Origin of the sequence: uncultured Cardiobacterium sp., assembly GCF_938028185.1 — a bacterium.
Taxonomy (GTDB): Bacteria; Pseudomonadota; Gammaproteobacteria; order Cardiobacteriales; family Cardiobacteriaceae; genus Cardiobacterium.
Window position 1 is genome coordinate 1 of sequence record NZ_CALJAH010000036.1, and the last position, 16,311, is coordinate 16,311.

The 16,311-nt window shown below is 59.3% G+C and carries 24 protein-coding genes and 1 pseudogene; 9 read left to right on the forward strand and 16 right to left on the reverse strand.

Translation table 11 applies throughout. The features are described 5' to 3' along the window. Positions 1-146 precede the first annotated feature (146 nt). Entirely contained in the window at positions 147-1,007 is an 861-nt protein-coding gene (locus Q0349_RS01250; protein WP_298078964.1) for an alpha/beta hydrolase, read from the reverse strand. Continuing rightward, positions 1,004-2,053, reverse strand: a complete 1,050-nt coding sequence (locus Q0349_RS01255; protein WP_298078966.1) for an NADP(H)-dependent aldo-keto reductase — start codon at positions 2,051-2,053, stop codon at positions 1,004-1,006. The genes Q0349_RS01250 and Q0349_RS01255 overlap by 4 nt, the downstream gene beginning before the upstream one ends. A gap of 141 nt (positions 2,054-2,194) precedes the next feature. Here Q0349_RS01255 and exbB point away from each other — a divergent pair, with 141 nt between their 5' ends. The 6 genes from exbB to Q0349_RS01285 all read left to right on the forward strand — a co-directional run bounded on the left by exbB (position 2,195) and on the right by Q0349_RS01285 (position 6,084). Further along, positions 2,195-2,632 (forward strand): TonB-system energizer ExbB, encoded by a 438-nt coding sequence (exbB, locus tag Q0349_RS01260; RefSeq protein ID WP_298078968.1) that lies wholly within the window; start codon positions 2,195-2,197, stop codon positions 2,630-2,632. Beyond that, positions 2,629-3,024, forward strand: coding sequence for a biopolymer transporter ExbD (locus tag Q0349_RS01265; protein WP_298078970.1), 396 nt, complete (start codon positions 2,629-2,631; stop codon positions 3,022-3,024). The genes exbB and Q0349_RS01265 overlap by 4 nt, the downstream gene beginning before the upstream one ends. Position 3,025: 1 nt before the next feature. Further along, entirely contained in the window at positions 3,026-3,880 is an 855-nt protein-coding gene (locus tag Q0349_RS01270) for an energy transducer TonB (RefSeq protein ID WP_298078972.1), read from the forward strand. A 24-nt stretch (positions 3,881-3,904) separates the two neighbouring features. After that, positions 3,905-4,348 (forward strand): TonB-dependent receptor plug domain-containing protein, encoded by a 444-nt coding sequence (locus Q0349_RS01275; RefSeq protein ID WP_298078974.1) that lies wholly within the window; start codon positions 3,905-3,907, stop codon positions 4,346-4,348. Positions 4,349-4,352: 4 nt separating this feature from the next. Then, the gene (locus Q0349_RS01280) at positions 4,353-4,826 is read left to right on the forward strand and encodes a hypothetical protein (RefSeq protein ID WP_298078976.1); all 474 of its coding nucleotides are present in this window, start codon (positions 4,353-4,355) and stop codon (positions 4,824-4,826) included. An 85-nt stretch (positions 4,827-4,911) separates the two neighbouring features. Further along, on the forward strand, positions 4,912-6,084 hold the full coding sequence (locus Q0349_RS01285) for a TonB-dependent receptor (protein ID WP_298078977.1): 1,173 nt from the start codon (positions 4,912-4,914) through the stop codon (positions 6,082-6,084). 92 nt (positions 6,085-6,176) lie between these two features. On the opposite strand, the gene Q0349_RS01290 is transcribed toward Q0349_RS01285, so the two are convergent. The 11 genes from Q0349_RS01290 to Q0349_RS01340 form a co-directional block, all read right to left on the reverse strand. After that, on the reverse strand, positions 6,177-7,004 hold the full coding sequence (locus Q0349_RS01290) for a hypothetical protein (protein WP_298078978.1): 828 nt from the start codon (positions 7,002-7,004) through the stop codon (positions 6,177-6,179). A gap of 15 nt (positions 7,005-7,019) precedes the next feature. Continuing rightward, a complete protein-coding gene (locus tag Q0349_RS01295) occupies positions 7,020-7,736 on the reverse strand; it encodes a hypothetical protein (protein WP_298078979.1) in 717 nt (238 codons plus the stop codon). A gap of 96 nt (positions 7,737-7,832) precedes the next feature. Next, positions 7,833-9,125, reverse strand: coding sequence for an adenylosuccinate synthase (locus tag Q0349_RS01300; RefSeq protein ID WP_298078981.1), 1,293 nt, complete (start codon positions 9,123-9,125; stop codon positions 7,833-7,835). Between the two features lie 182 nt (positions 9,126-9,307). Next, positions 9,308-9,532 carry a hypothetical protein gene (locus Q0349_RS01305; protein ID WP_298078982.1) on the reverse strand — a complete coding sequence of 75 codons (225 nt, stop codon included), beginning with the start codon at positions 9,530-9,532 and terminating at the stop codon, positions 9,308-9,310. A gap of 20 nt (positions 9,533-9,552) precedes the next feature. Beyond that, positions 9,553-9,942, reverse strand: coding sequence for a VOC family protein (locus Q0349_RS01310; RefSeq protein WP_298078984.1), 390 nt, complete (start codon positions 9,940-9,942; stop codon positions 9,553-9,555). 109 nt (positions 9,943-10,051) lie between these two features. Next, entirely contained in the window at positions 10,052-10,261 is a 210-nt protein-coding gene (locus tag Q0349_RS01315; protein WP_298078986.1) for a hypothetical protein, read from the reverse strand. A 27-nt stretch (positions 10,262-10,288) separates the two neighbouring features. Continuing rightward, positions 10,289-10,801, reverse strand: a complete 513-nt coding sequence (locus tag Q0349_RS01320; RefSeq protein ID WP_298078987.1) for a hypothetical protein — start codon at positions 10,799-10,801, stop codon at positions 10,289-10,291. A 125-nt stretch (positions 10,802-10,926) separates the two neighbouring features. After that, positions 10,927-11,127 carry a DUF2065 family protein gene (locus Q0349_RS01325; protein ID WP_298078989.1) on the reverse strand — a complete coding sequence of 67 codons (201 nt, stop codon included), beginning with the start codon at positions 11,125-11,127 and terminating at the stop codon, positions 10,927-10,929. A gap of 277 nt (positions 11,128-11,404) precedes the next feature. Beyond that, positions 11,405-11,539: a hypothetical protein gene (locus Q0349_RS01330; RefSeq protein WP_298078990.1), complete on the reverse strand. Its 135-nt coding sequence runs from the start codon at positions 11,537-11,539 to the stop codon at positions 11,405-11,407. 277 nt (positions 11,540-11,816) lie between these two features. Continuing rightward, on the reverse strand, positions 11,817-12,356 hold the full coding sequence (locus Q0349_RS01335; RefSeq protein WP_298078991.1) for a hypothetical protein: 540 nt from the start codon (positions 12,354-12,356) through the stop codon (positions 11,817-11,819). Positions 12,357-12,365: 9 nt separating this feature from the next. Beyond that, complete coding sequence (locus tag Q0349_RS01340) at positions 12,366-12,872, reverse strand: hypothetical protein (RefSeq protein WP_298078992.1); 507 nt, start codon at positions 12,870-12,872, stop codon at positions 12,366-12,368. A gap of 99 nt (positions 12,873-12,971) precedes the next feature. Here Q0349_RS01340 and creB point away from each other — a divergent pair, with 99 nt between their 5' ends. From creB to Q0349_RS01355, 3 genes are all read left to right on the forward strand, one after another. Beyond that, complete coding sequence (creB, locus tag Q0349_RS01345) at positions 12,972-13,631, forward strand: two-component system response regulator CreB (protein WP_298078993.1); 660 nt, start codon at positions 12,972-12,974, stop codon at positions 13,629-13,631. A 164-nt stretch (positions 13,632-13,795) separates the two neighbouring features. Beyond that, positions 13,796-14,185, forward strand: a complete 390-nt coding sequence (locus tag Q0349_RS01350) for a VOC family protein (protein WP_298078994.1) — start codon at positions 13,796-13,798, stop codon at positions 14,183-14,185. A gap of 102 nt (positions 14,186-14,287) precedes the next feature. Then, complete coding sequence (locus Q0349_RS01355) at positions 14,288-14,776, forward strand: PAS domain-containing protein (RefSeq protein ID WP_298078995.1); 489 nt, start codon at positions 14,288-14,290, stop codon at positions 14,774-14,776. A gap of 154 nt (positions 14,777-14,930) precedes the next feature. Here the strand turns inward: Q0349_RS01355 and dctP are convergent, their stop codons facing one another. The 3 genes and pseudogenes from dctP to Q0349_RS01370 all read right to left on the reverse strand — a co-directional run. Next, the gene (dctP, locus tag Q0349_RS01360; RefSeq protein ID WP_298078998.1) at positions 14,931-15,758 is read right to left on the reverse strand and encodes a TRAP transporter substrate-binding protein DctP; all 828 of its coding nucleotides are present in this window, start codon (positions 15,756-15,758) and stop codon (positions 14,931-14,933) included. A gap of 9 nt (positions 15,759-15,767) precedes the next feature. Next, on the reverse strand, positions 15,768-15,959 hold the full coding sequence (locus Q0349_RS01365) for a hypothetical protein (RefSeq protein ID WP_298078997.1): 192 nt from the start codon (positions 15,957-15,959) through the stop codon (positions 15,768-15,770). A gap of 13 nt (positions 15,960-15,972) precedes the next feature. Then, positions 15,973-16,311: pseudogene (locus Q0349_RS01370) on the reverse strand (hypothetical protein); the annotation flags it as partial.

Consider the following 16,311-nt stretch of genomic DNA (forward strand, 5'->3'; position numbering starts at 1 on the left):
TTTGTTTCCAGGGCATGGGTATCTCCGTGCAGGTGATACCGGGATGATGGATGTAAACGAGGTCTTTGGGCTGTTTTGTAAAGGAGGTCTTTGGGTTGTACCATCCCCGTCCCCTCCCCCGCAGGGGGAGGGGGGATGCGGTGTGGTTATAGCGGCTTTTCCCGCCAGAATTGTTTGATGGCGGCGGCGACGGCTTCGGGATGGTCCATGTGCAGGTGGTGGCCGCCGTCGAGTTTGGCGACGCGGATGTCCTGCGTCAGGCGGTAGCGTTCGGGCAGGTAATGCCAGTGCGCGGTGAAGCCGTCGTGGCCTTCGATCATGAGGACAGGCGCGGTGATGCGCGGGATGAATTCTTGTACTTGTTCTTCGGAGAGCATCATCGGTTGCCACACGGTGAGGCGTTTGTCGCTGATGAAGCGGTAGCCCTGCGCTTCTTTGATGAGGTTGCGGCGTACGAGGCGTTCGGCGCTTGCGGGGTGCATCGCGCCTGCCTTGATGCGCGCGGCGATGAGTGGCGCGAGGTCGTCGTAGTGGCGGGTGCTGCGCGGGTTCATGTAGTCCATCGTCAGCAGCCGTTCGCGCATCCGCTCCGGCAGGTCGTTGTGGTCGGAGACGTACGGCGTGCCGTAGCATTCGATGCAGACCAGGCGCGCGATGCGGTCATGGAAGGTACCGGCGAGCATACTGGCGACCGCCGCGCCGAGCGAGTGGCAGACGAAGTCGATTTTTTCGATGCCCAGCGTTTCGGCGGCGTACATGGCGTCGCGCATATGGTCGGTGAAGTGGTAGCCCGCGCCGAGCGGGCGGTGCGCGCTGCGGCCGTGTCCGGCAAATTCGAGGGCGATGAGCGAGGTGTTGTCGTCGATGAGGTGCGGCGCCAGCGGGGCGAAGCTGGCGGCGTTGTCGAGCCAGCCGTGCAGGGCGAGGACGATGTGTTCGCCGTCGCCCCAGCGCTGTCCGGCGAGGCGGATGTGGGGCAGGTCGATGCTGATTTCGCGGGGGGTCATGGGCATGGGTTGCTGATGTCGGCGTGGATGGTGTCGATGGCGGCGAGGGTGTCGTCGCTCAAGGTGATGTCGATGCTGGCGATGTTTTCCGCGAGCTGCTCCAGGGTGGTCGCGCCGATGATGTTGGCGGTGACGAACGGGCGGCTGTTCACAAACGCCAGCGCCATTTGTGTAAGCGACAGTCCGGCCTGTTCGGCGACTGCGGCGTAGCGCTCCACCGCAGCGAATGCCTGCGGCTTGGTGTAGCGGGTGAAGCGCTCAAAGCGGGCGATGCGCCACTCAGGTTGCCACGGTTTGCGACGGTATTTGCCGGTGAGCATTCCGAAGGCGAGCGGCGAGTAGGCGAGCAGGCCGATGTGTTCGCGCAATGACACTTCGGCGAGGCCGACTTCGTAGCTGCGGTTGAGCAGGTTGTAGGGGTTCTGGATGGAGACGGCGCGGGTGCGCTGGGCGTGTTCGCTTTCGCGCAGGTGTGCCATCACGCCCCAGGGGGTTTCGTTGGAAAGTCCATAGGCGCGGATTTTTCCGGCCTGGATGAGTTCGTCCAACGCGGCGACGGTTTCGGCGAGCGGGGTGAGGTCGGCAGGGTCGTCCAGCGCGCTCATGCCGAGGCGGCCAAAGTAATTGACGCGCCGCTCCGGCCAGTGCAACTGGTAGAGGTCGAGGTAATCGGTGTGCAGGCGGGCGAGCGAGGCATCGCAGGCGGCGTGAATCTGCGCGCGGGTGAAGCGCGAACCGCCGCGAATGTAGTCCTGACCGTCATTGCCGCGCGATGGCCCGGCGATTTTGCTGGCGAGGATGATGTCGTCGCGCCTGCCGCGCTGCTGCAACCAGCTGCCGATGTACTGCTCGGTGCGGGTGTAGGTTTCGCGCCCCGGCGGCACCGGGTACATCTCGGCGGTGTCGATGAAATTCACGCCGTGGGCGAGGGCGTAATCGAGCTGCGCGTGCGCGTCAGCTTCGCTGTTCTGCTCGCCAAAAGTCATGGTGCCGAGGCAGATGACGCTGACCTCAATGCCGGTCTGGCCAAGTTTGCGGTATTGCATGGGTACTCCTTAATCAAGAGCGCGCACCTTACCACCGCGCCGGAAAAGTGCAACGTGCCATATAAGAATCTCTCTTGTTTACGGCCTCAATGTGGCACGGGTATAGTGGCGCCCCCTATATTAACCAGCGAGGAAACCGTCATGGAATTTTTAAAAGCAAACGTCGATTACATCATTCTCGGCATACTGGGGCTGATGAGCCTGATCATGCTGTGGAAAGTATTGGAACGCTATATTTTCCTGGCGCGGGTGGATGTGCGCGATTACCCCAACATTCACGAACTCAATATCGCCCTGGAAAGAAACCAGACCCCCATCTATACCATCGGATCCAATGCGCCCTATGTCGGATTATTGGGAACCGTCACCGGGATTTTAATTACCTTCTACGATATGGGACAACACAGCGGCAATATTGATGCCGCACAAATCATGGTCGGCCTCGCGCTGGCATTAAAAGCGACCGCGCTCGGAATTCTCGTCGCTATCCCGTCAGTCATGTTTTACAACATCCTTTCACGCAAAGTCGATGTGCGCCGCGAAAAATGGCTGTCCTACCAAAAAGGGAATGCCTTATGAAAAAATTTGACCAAATAAACGTCATCCCCTTCATTGACATCATGCTGGTATTGCTCGCCATCATCCTGATGACCGCGACCTTTATCGCCCAGGGCAAAATAGACGTCAATCTGCCGACCTCAAAAGCGCCAACCAAACTGCATTCCAAAGATACCCTGAAACTGATTACCATCGACAAAGACGGCATCTATTACCTGAAAGATGGCGAAATCGTGGACGAAAAAATTGGCGTCAATGAGCTGGAAAAAATCATCGAAACCTGGCCGGAAAACCAGCGCGTAACCCTGAAAATCGACGCCAAGACCCCCTTCCAGCACTTCATCGAAGCACAAGAAATGCTGAAAGACAAAAAATTCCGCGTCGCCGTGCTGGCCGTGCCAGAGGAGAAATAACATGGCCGGATACAGCCGCGCACGCAGCGCGGCGGCATTTTGCCTCTCGCTCGCCGTCCACGCCGCCATCTTTGGCGGCAGTTGGTATATCTATAAAACCGGGCGCGCCGAACCCGTCATCGTCGAAAACGTCCTCGGCTGGGAATCCCTCGAATACCTCACCGAAGAAGAACACGCCCCGGCACCACCGCCCGCTCCCGAACTACCGCCGCCTCCGCCAGAGCCCGAACCGGAGCCAGAGCCGGAACCCGAACCCGTCGTCGAAGAAAAAGCCGCGCCGGTAGAAGTCAAAAAAGAACCGCCGCCTCCGCCGAAAAAAGAAAAACCCAAACCGAAAAAAGAAAAACCGAAAGAAAAACCCAAGCCGAAAGAAAAGCCCAAACCCAAAGAGCCGCCCAAACCCGAACCGCGCCGCGAAGCACCCGAACCGCAAATCCGCGAACGCCCGCCGATTACCCCGCCGCCGCGACCGGTCAATATTGCACCGCCCGCGGCCAACCATTACGGACAAATCCCGAACGCCAATGCTGCCAACAATGGCCGGGCGAATGGCGGCAGCCGCGACGGCGCACAAAGCGGAGCCAAAATCACCGAAAAAAACTACAACGCCGGATTGCAGGGCCGCATCGCCAGCACCGTACAAAAACGCAAAGGGCGCATCCGCGAACGCGGCACCGCAGTGGTTGCCTTCGACATCCAGGCCAGCGGCCAGTTCACCAACATCCGCATCGAACAAAGCTCCGGCGTACAGCGCATTGACGACCTCATCCTCGAATCAGTACGCAGCGTCGGCAGCTACGCGCCGCCGCCGGAAGGCCGCACCGTCGCCAAGCGCATCCCGCTGAACGTCAGATAATTCAAGAAATATCAGAGATAAACCATGAAACACGCACCCTTGGCAGCTGCCGTGCTGCTCGCCATTCCTGCCCTGGCACAAAACGGCGAAAGCGAAGACCTGCAAGCCATTAACGTCAAAAGCAGCGGCGACGATACCCGCACCGAAGACACGCGCAGCTACACCACTGCGGCGATGCGCACCACCACCGGCCTTGCCCTCGCGCCGCAGGAAACACCGCAATCCGTCAGCGTCGTCACCAAAACGCAGCTTGACGAGCGCGGTATTACCACCATGCACGACGCGCTGAAAACCACCACCGGCATCAACGTCATCCCCGATGCTGGACGCTGGCGCTACCAGTCGCGCGGCTTCTACGTGGACAAAATCGAAGAAGACGGCATCGCCAGCACCGTGCCGGACGCTGCGGGCAACCCTTACAACGATCCGCAGAGCATGAGCGATCTCGCCATTTTACGACCACATTGAAGTCGTGCGCGGCGCGACCGGACTCACCCAGTCCAACGGCGAGCCGGGCGGCACCATCAACGCGGTGCGCAAAAAACCGACCGCAGCGACGCAGGCCAGCGCCAGTCTGCAGGCCGACCGCTTCGGCAAGGTGTATGGCACTGGCGATCTCTCCGGTAGCCTCAACCAGGCGCAGACTCTGCGCGGTCGCGTCGTCGGCGTCGCTAGCCGCAACAAAAACTGGCGGAAAAAACACGCGGGTAACGACGGTACCCTCTACGGCGTACTGGAAACCGACCTTGGCGACAGCGCCACCTTCAGCCTCGGCGGAATGTACCAAAGCACGCAGGAAACGCCGGATTTCTACGGCGTACCGATGGGTCGCGGCTTCAATCTCAACCTGCCCACCAAGAGCTATCTTGGCGCCGACTGGAACCGCAAAAAATACAAAAAGGCGAATGTTTTTGCCGAACTCGATTACGCCATCAACGATAATTGAGATTTCAACAGCAAACTGAATTACGTTCACGCTGAATCCGATGAACAATTTGCCTTCATCAGCAATACCAGTGGCAAATTTACCGGTGTTGAAAAAAAATGGCGAACTGGCGGGTGCCAGCGAAAACATCCAGCGTTATAAAAATCGTGGCGACAACATCGCCTGGCAAAATACCCTCAGCGGTAAATTCAATGCCTTTGGTCAGCAACACGACCTGTTCTTTACCCACCATTCCAGTCGCGAAAAATCTGATTCACATAACGTTTGGAAAGACCACACTGCCCATCCCTACAACATCTACACCTTCGACTGGAAAACACTCACCAAACCCGATTGGACAAACAATAACAAAGATTACACCGACACCGGTCGGGTAATTACCACTCATGCGTTTTCCGCCGGCGCGAGAATTAACCCAACCGAACAATTACACATTCTCGCCGCCGCACGCTTCACCAACTGGCATTACGACTCGGAAAATCACAAAACGGGTAAAGACAGCAAATACAGCAAAAATATGCTCGTCCCCTATTTCGGCATTACCTACGACCTCACGCCGAAACATAGCCTCTATGCCAGCTATACCACTATCGACAAGCCGCAAACCGTGCGCGATATGAATAACCATTTGCTGAAACCGATAACCGGCACGAATTACGAAATCGGCTGGAAAGCAGACTGGTTCGGCAATGGCGAATTAAACAGCGCGCTCTCGATCTTCCGCATCGAACAAAAAAATCGTCCCTTTGATCTGGAAACGCGCAATAGCGCGGGCGAATGGGCATATCTGGCACAAGGAAAAATCCGCAGTCAGGGTATAGACGCGGAAATCTCCGGCAATCTCACGCCGGATTGGAAACTCTTTGCCGGATACACCTACAACACCAGCAAATATCTAAAAAACGAAGGCAGCCGCTATCCTTCCGGCACCAATTTCAGCAAACACACGCCGAAACACTTGGCGCGCCTTTACAGCAGTTACAACCTGCCATTCCATGACCACAAATGGACCATCAGCGGCGGCGTGCGTGCGCAAAGTGCAACGAATAGTTTGTGGAATGTTGGCCAGGGCGGTTACGCCTTGTGGGATTTGGGCGTGAAATATGATGTGAGCAAAGATTTGAGTGTGAGCCTGACAGGCAGTAACCTGGCAGACAAACGCTATTATGAAAATCACCGCGTCCGCACCATGGGCATTAACAATCTCTATGGCGAACCGCGCAATGTCATGCTGAAATTCGACTGGAAATTGCAATAATCTGTTGCCCACTGCGGCAAAACGCCGTTTACATACACGATTCCCGCTTTCGTGTATGTAAACGGCGTTTTGTATTGTTGATGGCTGCTCAATCAGGCCGGGGATGACGGCGGGCGGATAAAGGGATTTTCGCCGCTTTGAATCAGCGCGAAGGTGCGTGCCGGGGAGAAATGGTCGTCCGCGTCGCGGGTTTCAGGGCGCAGCATCCGTTGGGCGTTATGGAAGGTGTACCAGCCATGCGCGCCGCGCCCGATGCTGTCGTCCAGCGGGAAGGCGTCGTTGCCGTCCGCGCTGGCGGGCATATAGCCGACGGCGCCGTCATCAATGTAGATATGGTCGGGGTGGGCGTTGTGGCGCGGCATTTCGTCGCCGCAGGCGAGGAGGTACGGGCTGCGCAGCGCGCCGCCGACGCGGAGGACGGCGGCGGGGCTGGTGGCGCAGACGGCGAGGGCGGCGTCAAGGTCGCCGTGGATGTCGAGGGTAGCGTCGTCCAGGGTCAGGCTGTCAATGCGGGCGTTGCCGCTGATGGTGAGGTGCAGGCCGTCGCCGGGGTTGAGCGCGCCGTGCAGGGTGAGGTCGCCGTCAATGATGATATGGGCGGGCAGCGTGCCGCCGCTTTGGCGGCGGAACCAGTCGCTGTCGAGGATGCCGTTGTGGCTGAGTGCACCGTGGAAGGTGAGGGTGCCGTCCTCGGCGCGGGTTTCCGGGATGTGCGCGGGCAAGGCAGGGCGCTGGGCGAAACTGCGCAGGGTTTGGCGGATATGCTGGTGGATGCGCGCCGCTTTTTGTAGCAGGTATTTTTCGAGGGTGCCGGGGCGGTAGATTTTTTGGTTTTCGTCTTTGGCGACAAAGGTCAGGACGACCAGAAGGATGATGATGAAGGCGGCAAAGAGGTAGATGGGGATGTAGCGGCTGGTCATGGCGAGGCTCCGGGACTAATTTGCGTCGTCTTGCGCGAGGAAAATGGGGTAGAGGGTGATGAGCGCCCAAAGCAGGGCGAGCAGGCAGCAGCACAGGGGAGTGAGGGCGATGCCGAACATTATGATCGGGAGAAAGACGGTATCTGGCATATGTCGCTCAATGACGAATGTAATGAGGGTGAAAAGCAGGAAAACCGCGAGAATGATGGCAAAAACAGCCAGCAGGGTTATCAGCAGGGAAACACAAAAGCTGCGCCAGTAGTGGCGGTGGCCAATGTCGTGGTATGCCCGCCAGAGCGCGGGCGGTGCGAACATTGCAGCAAGACTGGGGCGGTCAAGGTAGCTGCGGTGGATGGCGGGCAGCAGCGCGAGCAGCGGCAGGGTCCAGGCGCAGGCGAGCCAGAATGAATGCTGGCCAAGCAATGGGTAGGGCAGGATAAGGAGGATGAGTCCCGCGAGATATTGCGTGAGTTCTGCCACGCCCAAGGTGCCGATGCCGACGGGGACAGGTTCGTCCGCTTCATCCGCATGGATGCGCGTGGCGCTGTCAATGATTTTGCAAAGGATTGGGGTAGCAGCAAGGACGGTCAGCAGGCTGAGGATGATGTTGTTCGTGAGGTTCAGCGAGTTCAGCCAGCAAACCAGTATGGCCAGCAGGGCGGTGCTGGTGAGGTAGAGGCGATTGCCGAATTTGAGCGTATAGGTGAGGGTGGCGCGGAAGGGATGGGGCATGGCGGGTGTTGGAATGGTTTGTTGGCTGGGGAACAAGGGGGTATGCCATTTTGCCCTCATCCCAACCCCTCTCCCTTTGGGAGAGGGGTTTTTTATTCAGGCGAGCAGCGTTTCCCGCTGGATGGTGTGGACGCAGTCGGGGCCGGTGGAGACGATGGCAACCGGGACGCCGAGGGCGTTTTCGAGGTAGCCGATGTAGGCACGTGCCTTTTCTGGCAGTTGGTCATAGTTGGTGATGCCCACGGTGCTGCTTTGCCAGCCGGGCAGGGTTTCATACACCGGTTGGCAGCGCGCCAGTTCGTCCGCGCCGACCGGGGCGATGTCGAGCCGTTCGCCGTCCATCTGGTAGGCGGTGCAGACTTTGATTTCCGCGAGTGCGTCAAGGACGTCCAGTTTGGTCAGGCACAGGCCGCTGATACTGGAGTTGTAGATGGCGCGGCGCAGCGCGGGCAGGTCTATCCAGCCGCAGCGGCGGGCGCGGCCGGTGGTGGCGCCGTATTCGTGCCCGGTTTCGGCGAGGTGTTTGCCGGTGGCGTCGGTCAGTTCGGTGGGGAAGGGGCCGCCGCCGACGCGGGTGGTGTAGGCTTTGGCGATGCCGAGGATGTAGTCAAGGTGGCGCGGGCCGACGCCGCTGCCGGTTGCCGCCCCGCCAGCGGCGGTGCTGGAGGAGGTGACGAACGGGTAGGTGCCGTGGTCGATGTCGAGCATCGCCCCTTGCGCGCCTTCAAAGATGATGTGTTCGCCTGCTTCGCGGTGGCGGTAGGCGGCCAGCGTCACGTCGGTGATGAGCGGGCGGACGCGGTCGGCGTAGGCGAGCCATTCGGCGGCGACGGCGTCGTAATCCACCGGGGCGGCGTGGTAGTAGTGTTCGAGCTGGAAGTTGTGGAAGTCCATCAGTTCGCGCAGGCGTTCGCGGAAGGTGTCCGGCTGCATCAGGTCGGCAAGGCGCAGGCCGCGTCGCGCGATTTTGTCTTCGTAGGCGGGACCGATGCCACGCCCGGTAGTACCGATTTTGTTGGCGCCGCGCGCGGCTTCGCGCGCCTGGTCGAGCGCGCTGTGGCTCGGGAGGATGAGAGCGCAGGCGGGCGAGATGTGCAGCCGCTCCATCACGGGCGCGCCGGCGGCTTCAAGCGCGGCGATTTCTTCAAAGAGGGCGCGCAGGCAGAGGACGACGCCGTTGCCGATGTAGCTTTCAACGCCTGCGTGCAGGATGCCGGCGGGGATGAGGTGCAGCACGGTTTTTTTGCCGTCGATGACGAGGGTGTGGCCGGCGTTGTGCCCGCCCTGGTAGCGCACGACCGCGCCTGCTTTTTCGGTGAGGAGGTCAACGATTTTGCCTTTGCCTTCGTCGCCCCATTGGGCGCCAATGACGACCAGGTTTGTACTCATGGGTGTTTCCTTGGTTAAGTGGTGGGAATGCGGTGATTTATACATACACCTGAGCGCTCAAGGTGTATGTAAATGGACGGGATGCGGGGATGTCTGCCGCTTATTTTAGGCAAAATCGCAGTGCAGCCGCCACCCGCCGCGTGCGCTGCGGGCGAACACCGGCCTGCCGTCATGAATCTCGTTCAGCCCATCCTTGTAATCGCTGGAGATTTTTTGCAGCCGCCGCCAAAATCCGTGCCAATGCCGCTTTGGCAACAGGACGGACAGTCGCCGATTTTGTGGGTGTGGCAATGCCCGTTGTCGTGGTGGATGGCTGCCGCTGCTGTACTGTAATAGTGCTCAATCGCATAGTATTGCGGGAACGGAAAGCGCTTGAGGCTATCAAGCGTCGGTGTATTTATGGACAAGACAGCCTTCGCTTTTTTTGTCAATTGGTGAATCTCAGCAAATATCCATTGGGATCCTGGATGAGAAATTCTATTTGTTCTTCCGCTATTCCTTCGACCAGATAGGTGCTTCTTGCAAGTTCCCGGTAAATTTTCATTTGTCCGTTTTTAACGGTTTCATAGAGCGCTTCAACGTTATCAACTGCGATGGAAAAGTTTATTCCTCGCCCCAATGGATATTCCAATGCGCCAGTGTTCCAGCCTTTGTCATGGATTTGTTCAAACATGAATTGACTATCCTCGAATGACATGAAGACAAAGTTTTCTTCGGTTCGTTCATATTCTATTTTGAAGCCCAGTTTTTTATAGAAATCTTTGGTTTGGGCTATGTCAAACACGGATAATTCCGGTATCAGTTTGTTAAAGTTCATGCCAATTCCTTCATAAACCAAGGTGGTACAGGGGTGGAGAATTGAATATGATGACGGGTCGTTTACATACGGGGTAGCGGGGAAGGTGTATGTAAACGGGGGAGATGGTTCAGTAACCGCCGCCTGTTACCAGTAGCGCACCCCAGCCGAGAATAAAGACGCACCAGGCGACCGGGATGAACAGCACGATAAAGTACAGGAGTTTGATATACCACGGTACGGGTAGCAGAAACAGGCCGATGATCGGCAGGATGGCGGTGAGCAGCGGAAAAATGAAGGCAAAGTCGCCCATGTGCTCCAGTTGCGTCACGAGTGCCATGAACAAGGCCGGGCTGAAAATCAGCACTCACCCCGTTACCATCCGTGATTCCGTGTTATCAAAGCGGTGCGGGGTATCGCTTTCGCCATCGTTTTCGTCGTCTGTCGCCATGTGCGGGTCGTGCGGGATGAGCGCGCCGTAGCACGCGGCATCGTGCGGCGTGCCGCCCGCATCGGTACGGATGATATGGCGCACGTCGCAGGTGGCGAGGCGGCTGCGGCCAATGGCGTCAACGCGACCATCGGCGGCAATATACAGTTGTTCCAGCACGAAACTGCGCACGGCAGCGGCGGCATCTGTTGCGCCGGTTTGGGCATCGCGCGCGAGGGTATCGCCGAGAAAGACAGTGAGGCGTTTCTGCCACTCGTCCGGAGCAGCGTTAATACGTTGCAGGGCGGCAAGTGCAGCGGGAGCTATTGGCAGTTTGGGGTCGTCGCGGTCGGGTTCGAGGCGAAGCGCGACCGGCTCGCCGCGTGCGTTGTGCCAGTCGGTCGCGCCTTCATATTGTTCGTGTTGCGGGTTGTAGCGACAGGGGAGCATATCCGTTTTCCAGGTATCGCAGGTTGGTATGGGTGTCTGATATGTTGATGTCGGCCATGAATGGCCGGATTGCGGCGTTTACATACAGGGTAGCGCACTTGGTGTATGTAAATGGAATGGGGCGTTTAGTGCGTCAGCCATAGCAGCACGGCGACGATGAGAAGGGCGGTGGCGGCCATGCCGAGGCCGATGCGGCGCAGGGCGTTGTCCGGCAGTTCGCCCAGTTGGCGCATGGTGCGCCGCCAGACGGCGGGGGCTATGCCAATCAGCGCGCCTTCGCAGAGGAGCATCAGCGCGAGCGCCAGCCACCAGGTGGTCATGTTCATGGTTTTGTGTCCGGGGTTGTCGGGAAGGGGATGGTACGGAAATTCCCGTAAAACATGAGAATTTTGCAGAATTGAGGCAAGTATACCCCAGCAACATCAGCCGCAAACAGTTTGAAAACCTCCGCCCGCTACTGGCAAGCGCACACCAAAAAAAGCGAAATCGCGGCGTATAAGCCTTCTGTGGCTGTTGCGTACTGGCTGCCGGTGGCGGGCGTTGCCCGGCGACTTAAAGTGTCCCTTGAACTCCATTTGCCACAGGGCATTGGGCCAGGGGTGTTCAAAACGCTGCCAGGGCGTATTTGCGGCTGATGCCAAAGCGGCGGCAGAGCTCGCTGAGGTTGCGAGAGGGATTTTGGGCGAGGGCAAGGAATTCTTGACGTTGTTGGTTCACGGTAAGGGTTCTCCAGGGCATAGGGTTCTCCGTCGTTGGGATGGTAAAAGTGTTATCTATAGCCATCCGCCGAAAGCCTCATACTGTGTTGCGTTGTCTCGCCGTACAACCGCGTACTGTCTTCGACAACGCGCCTTGTCTGAGACTTTCGGTGGATGGCTATACCTATGTCCTCGCACACCTGTTACCCATGTGTCCGCTCTATACAGGTTCGTCGGGTAAGGGGGCTGAATTGCAAACACCCCCTGAACGACACAAAAAACCCCGCTGCAGCGGGGTTTTTCATGACGGCGTGCGCTCAGCGCAGCCATTTTTGCCCGGCGGGCGTTTGCGCGATGGCGTCCAGTTGCGCCTTCGCGCCCGCAAGATCGCCGAGTTCGGCCTTGTTTTGCAGTTCGACGATGCCCTGGCGGAGCTGCGCCAGCTCATCAACGTAGGCCTGCTGCTGCGCGTTGTCCACATCGCCGATACCCAGCAGTTGCGCCTGGTCGGCGTAGGCGGAAAACAGGCGCAGCGGCTCTGCCATCGCTTCCAGTGTGTCCGCTTTTTGCAGCGCGTGGAAATTGTCGCGCAGATACTGGCGGGTTTGCGCCGCGTCGGCGTTGTCAAAGCGCTGCGGCGGCGGCAGTTTGTCGCTGGCGGGCGCGGCTTCCACCTGCGTCACCGGTTGCGCGGTCTCGGTCGTGGTCTGGTTGCCCACGGTGCGCTCGGTGGTGACGGTCGTGGTGGTTTTCACGGTGGCAGGCGGCTGCGGTTGCGCCATATCTACCGCGTTGTCGTTCGCCGCCAGCGCGGATGCGCCGAGCGCGATCAGGCTGAATAGCAGCGTTTTTTTCATGGCGACCCCTTATTGCAGGCGGTTGGCAATGGCAGGGATTTGCGCGATGGTGTCCAGTTGCGCCTTGGCGCTGGCGAGGTCGCCCGCATCCACGGCAGCCCGCAGCGCGGCGATGGCTTCGCGGAACTCGGCGCGCTGTGTTTTCAGCCCCTTGCGCGACAGGGCGCGTTCCCCGGCGGCGTTGAACTGGCGCAGCGGTGCAGCCATCGCTTCGGGCGAATCGGCGTTTTGCAGGGCGGCGAAGCTGTCGCGCAGTTGGCTGCTTTTGACCTTGCCACCAGCCTTGCTGCTGTGCGTGTAGCCGCCGCGTTTGCTGTTGTCCTGCCATTCCTGCACGTTCGCCACCGGTTGCGCGGTTTCGGTGGTGGTTTGCCCGCCGACGGTGCGTTCGGTGGTGATGGTGCTGGTGGTCGTCACTTTCGACGGCGGCTGCGGTTGCGCGCGGTCAACGGCGTTGCCATCTGCCAGCGCGGGTAGCGCAAGCGCCATCAGGGTCAATAACAATGATTTCTTCATGATTCACCTCTTTAGTGTGCGCCTGGATATTCAGACGCGGGCAACCATAGCACGCCTTTGTGAACGCCAGCTTAACGCCGCATTACTTATAATGACCGCATGAAACACATCCTCCTCATCGAAGACGACCCTGCCATTGCCGACCCGCTCAGCTACGCGCTCGCGCGTGAACAATGGCAGGTGGTGTGGCACGACACCGGCATCGCCGCGCTCGCCGCCCTGCAGGCGCAGCGCTTTGACTGCATCGTGCTTGACGTCGGCCTGCCCGACACCGACGGCTTTGAACTCTGCCGCCGCATCCGCCAGCAATGGCAAACGCCGCTCATCTTCCTCAGCGCGCGCAACGAAGAAATCGACCGCATCGTCGGCCTCGAACTCGGCGCGGACGACTACTGCGGCAAGCCCTTCAGCAACCGCGAACTCATCTCGCGCATCAAGGCGGTCTGCCGCCGCAGCGGCGAGGCGGAGACGGTCAGCGTCTGGCAGCATAACGACAGCGCGCAAACCATCAGCTATCACGGCGTCATCCTTGACCTCACCCGCTACGAATACCGCCTGCTGCGTCATCTGCTCGCCCATCCCGGCCAGACCTTTGACCGCGACCAACTGCTGAACACCCTGTGGGATCACCCCGACCACATTGACAACCGCACCGTGGACAGCCATATCAAAACCCTGCGGCAAAAACTGCGCACCATTGCGCCCGACGCCGACCCCATCCGTACCCGCCGGGGCTACGGCTACCATCTGGAGCCGTAAGAGCCTGTTCAACATCCCGTTACGGGCGTAATGTATGCGGGGTTGGGCGGGCTGCGGCGTTGCAAAACTTGGCAAGGTAGCCCACATTGCCTGCGTTTTGCGCCTTGCATCCCATCCCAACCCGCACCCACCCGCCACGCACCAGAATATTGAACAGGCTCTAAATGCACATCCACCACACCGCCCTCATCGTCTCCGACTACGCGCGCAGCAAGCGCTTCTACACCGAAACCCTCGGCCTGGAAATCCTGGCCGAGCATTACCGCGCCGCGCGCGACTCGTGGAAACTTGACCTTGGCTTGAACGGCCAGTACGTCGTCGAACTCTTTTCCTTCCCCAACCCGCCGCCACGGCCAGGCAGCACGGATGGTACGCCTGAAGCCTGCGGTCTGCGCCACCTCGCCTTTGCCGTCGCCGACATCCCCGGCAAACGCGCCGAACTGCAAGCGCGGGGCGTCGCCTGCGAAGCGATCCGTATCGACGAATACACCGGCAAGCAGCTATTTTTCATCAAAGACCCGGACGGCCTGCCGCTGGAGTTTTACCAGCAATAACCCCTCGCCCGCATGGCACAGAACGTGCTTCAATAAAGACAATCGTCGCGTTTTTCCGTGACGGGAATAACCAAGAAACCCCTTCCAGAACAAAGGAAAACCATGAATCCCATACCCGATATGGAAAAACCGTCCGGCCAGTCCGAAGCCTATGACCTCACCTACTACGACGGCCACAAACGCCGCGTATATGTGACCGACGCGCAGTTCTACCTCACCAACACCATGATGATCTTCTCGCGCACCGACACCAAAGGGTTCATCACCAGCGTCAACCTGCCCTTCATCGAAGCCAGTGGCTGGGACAAAGAAGACCTCATCGGCCAGCCGCACTACATCCTGCGCCACCCGCATATGCCGGCGTCTGCCTTTGAAGACCTGTGGAGCACGCTGCAAGCGGGCAAACAGTGGACAGGCTGCGTGAAAAATCTGCGCAAGGACGGCGGCTACTATTGGGTACGCGCGGTGATTGACCCCATCATCGAAGACGGCAAAATCGTCGGCTACAACTCCGTCCGCCGTCGCATTGACAACGCCACCATCAAAGAACACGAAGCGCTCTACGCGCAACTGCGCGCTGCCGAGCTCTGATTCGCGCCCATGCGCTACCGCATTCGCGCGCCTAACCTCCGCCCTTCGGGGCGGTTTTTTTATTGCCTGGCGCCGGGAGACTTCCTCCCCGCTTTGCAGGGAAATGGTAAACAGCTTCCAAAAACCCGCCATCCGGCGGGTTTTCTTGACGCGGTTATTGCGGCGGCAGCAGCCGGGCTTTCAGTTTTGCCAACACGGCCGTCGCGCCAACCGTGCCGTTTTGTTGCTGCTCCTGCGCCCAGCGGTCGAGTTCGGCGCGATAATCGCTCGCCTCGCCCCAGGCGGCGACTTCTGCCGGGGTGAGATCGCGCAGGGTGACGCCTTTTTCCTGCGCGGTTCTGAGGATTTGCGCGTAGTGGTCGTCCATCATTTTGCCCAGTTCGGCACAGGATTTGTCGGCGGCGCGGGCAAAGGCGGCCTTGTCGTCGTCGCCGAGCGCCGCCCATTTTTCGTTGCTAATGGCCACGGGGTAGATGTGTCCCAGCCAGAAGTCGCGCGAGACCAGCGCGTAAGGCGCGTGTTCGTAGGCCTTGATGTCGATGGCGCTGTCGATGTTGACCATCAGCCCGTGCATTTCGCCGTTCTTCAGTTTGGCGTAGGTTTCTTCGCCCCAGCGGCTGTTGGTCGGGATGGCACCCGCGTTTTTGAGGAAGGCGCGGTGCCAGAAGCTGGCGGTGCGCCAGGTTTGTCCCTTGATGTCGTCCAGGGTTTGCAGGGGTTTGACGCTAAAGAAGGCGACGGGGTAGCCGGTGGCGATGATGAGCGGCGTCGCGCCGTTTTTTTGGTATTCGGCGGCGAGTTCGGGGATGTCGGCGTAGATGCGGCGCAGGGTTTGTACTTGTTGCTCGCCAGCAGGGCCAATCATGAAGCCTTTGAAGAGCTGGTTCAGCGGCAGTTGTTCGGCGCTGTATTCGGGGACGGCGACGATGAGGTCGGTTTTGCCGTCGGCGAGGGCTTGCAGTTCGTCGTGCGCCTGGGCGATGCTGCCGCCTCAATGCGGCTCGATTTTGATGCGCCCGCCGCTTTCCGCCTCAACGTGTTTGAAGAAGACGTCGTTGATGAAGCGGGTGCGCATATTGCCGTAGGGTTCGTGGTCGCTGTAGCGCAGCACGGTCTGCGCGGCGGCGCTGTGCAGCAGTCCGGCGGCGAGGCAGAGGGCGGCGAGGGTGTGCTTGAGGGTCATGGTGGCTCCGGGTTCAGGGGGTAGGGGAGGGTGGTTCGGTAAACGGCACGTAGCCGGTTTTTTGCACCAGCTCCTGCCCTTGCGGCGATTGTACCCATGCCAGCAATTGGCGCACGTTGTCGCTTTCGCGCCCGGCGACGGTCACGGCGTAAAAGTCGTTGGTGAAGGGATAGCGACCCGCGCGGATGTTGGCGTGGTTGGGGGCGATGCCGTCGATGTTGAGCAGCTTGATTTCTTGGTGGTGTCCTAAAATGTATGCTGATAAACGGCGGGCAAACAAAAAGCAACGGAGACACGGTATATTTGAGGTGTGGAAGCTCAAAATACCATTTGCTGTCCCCGTTGCCGTGGG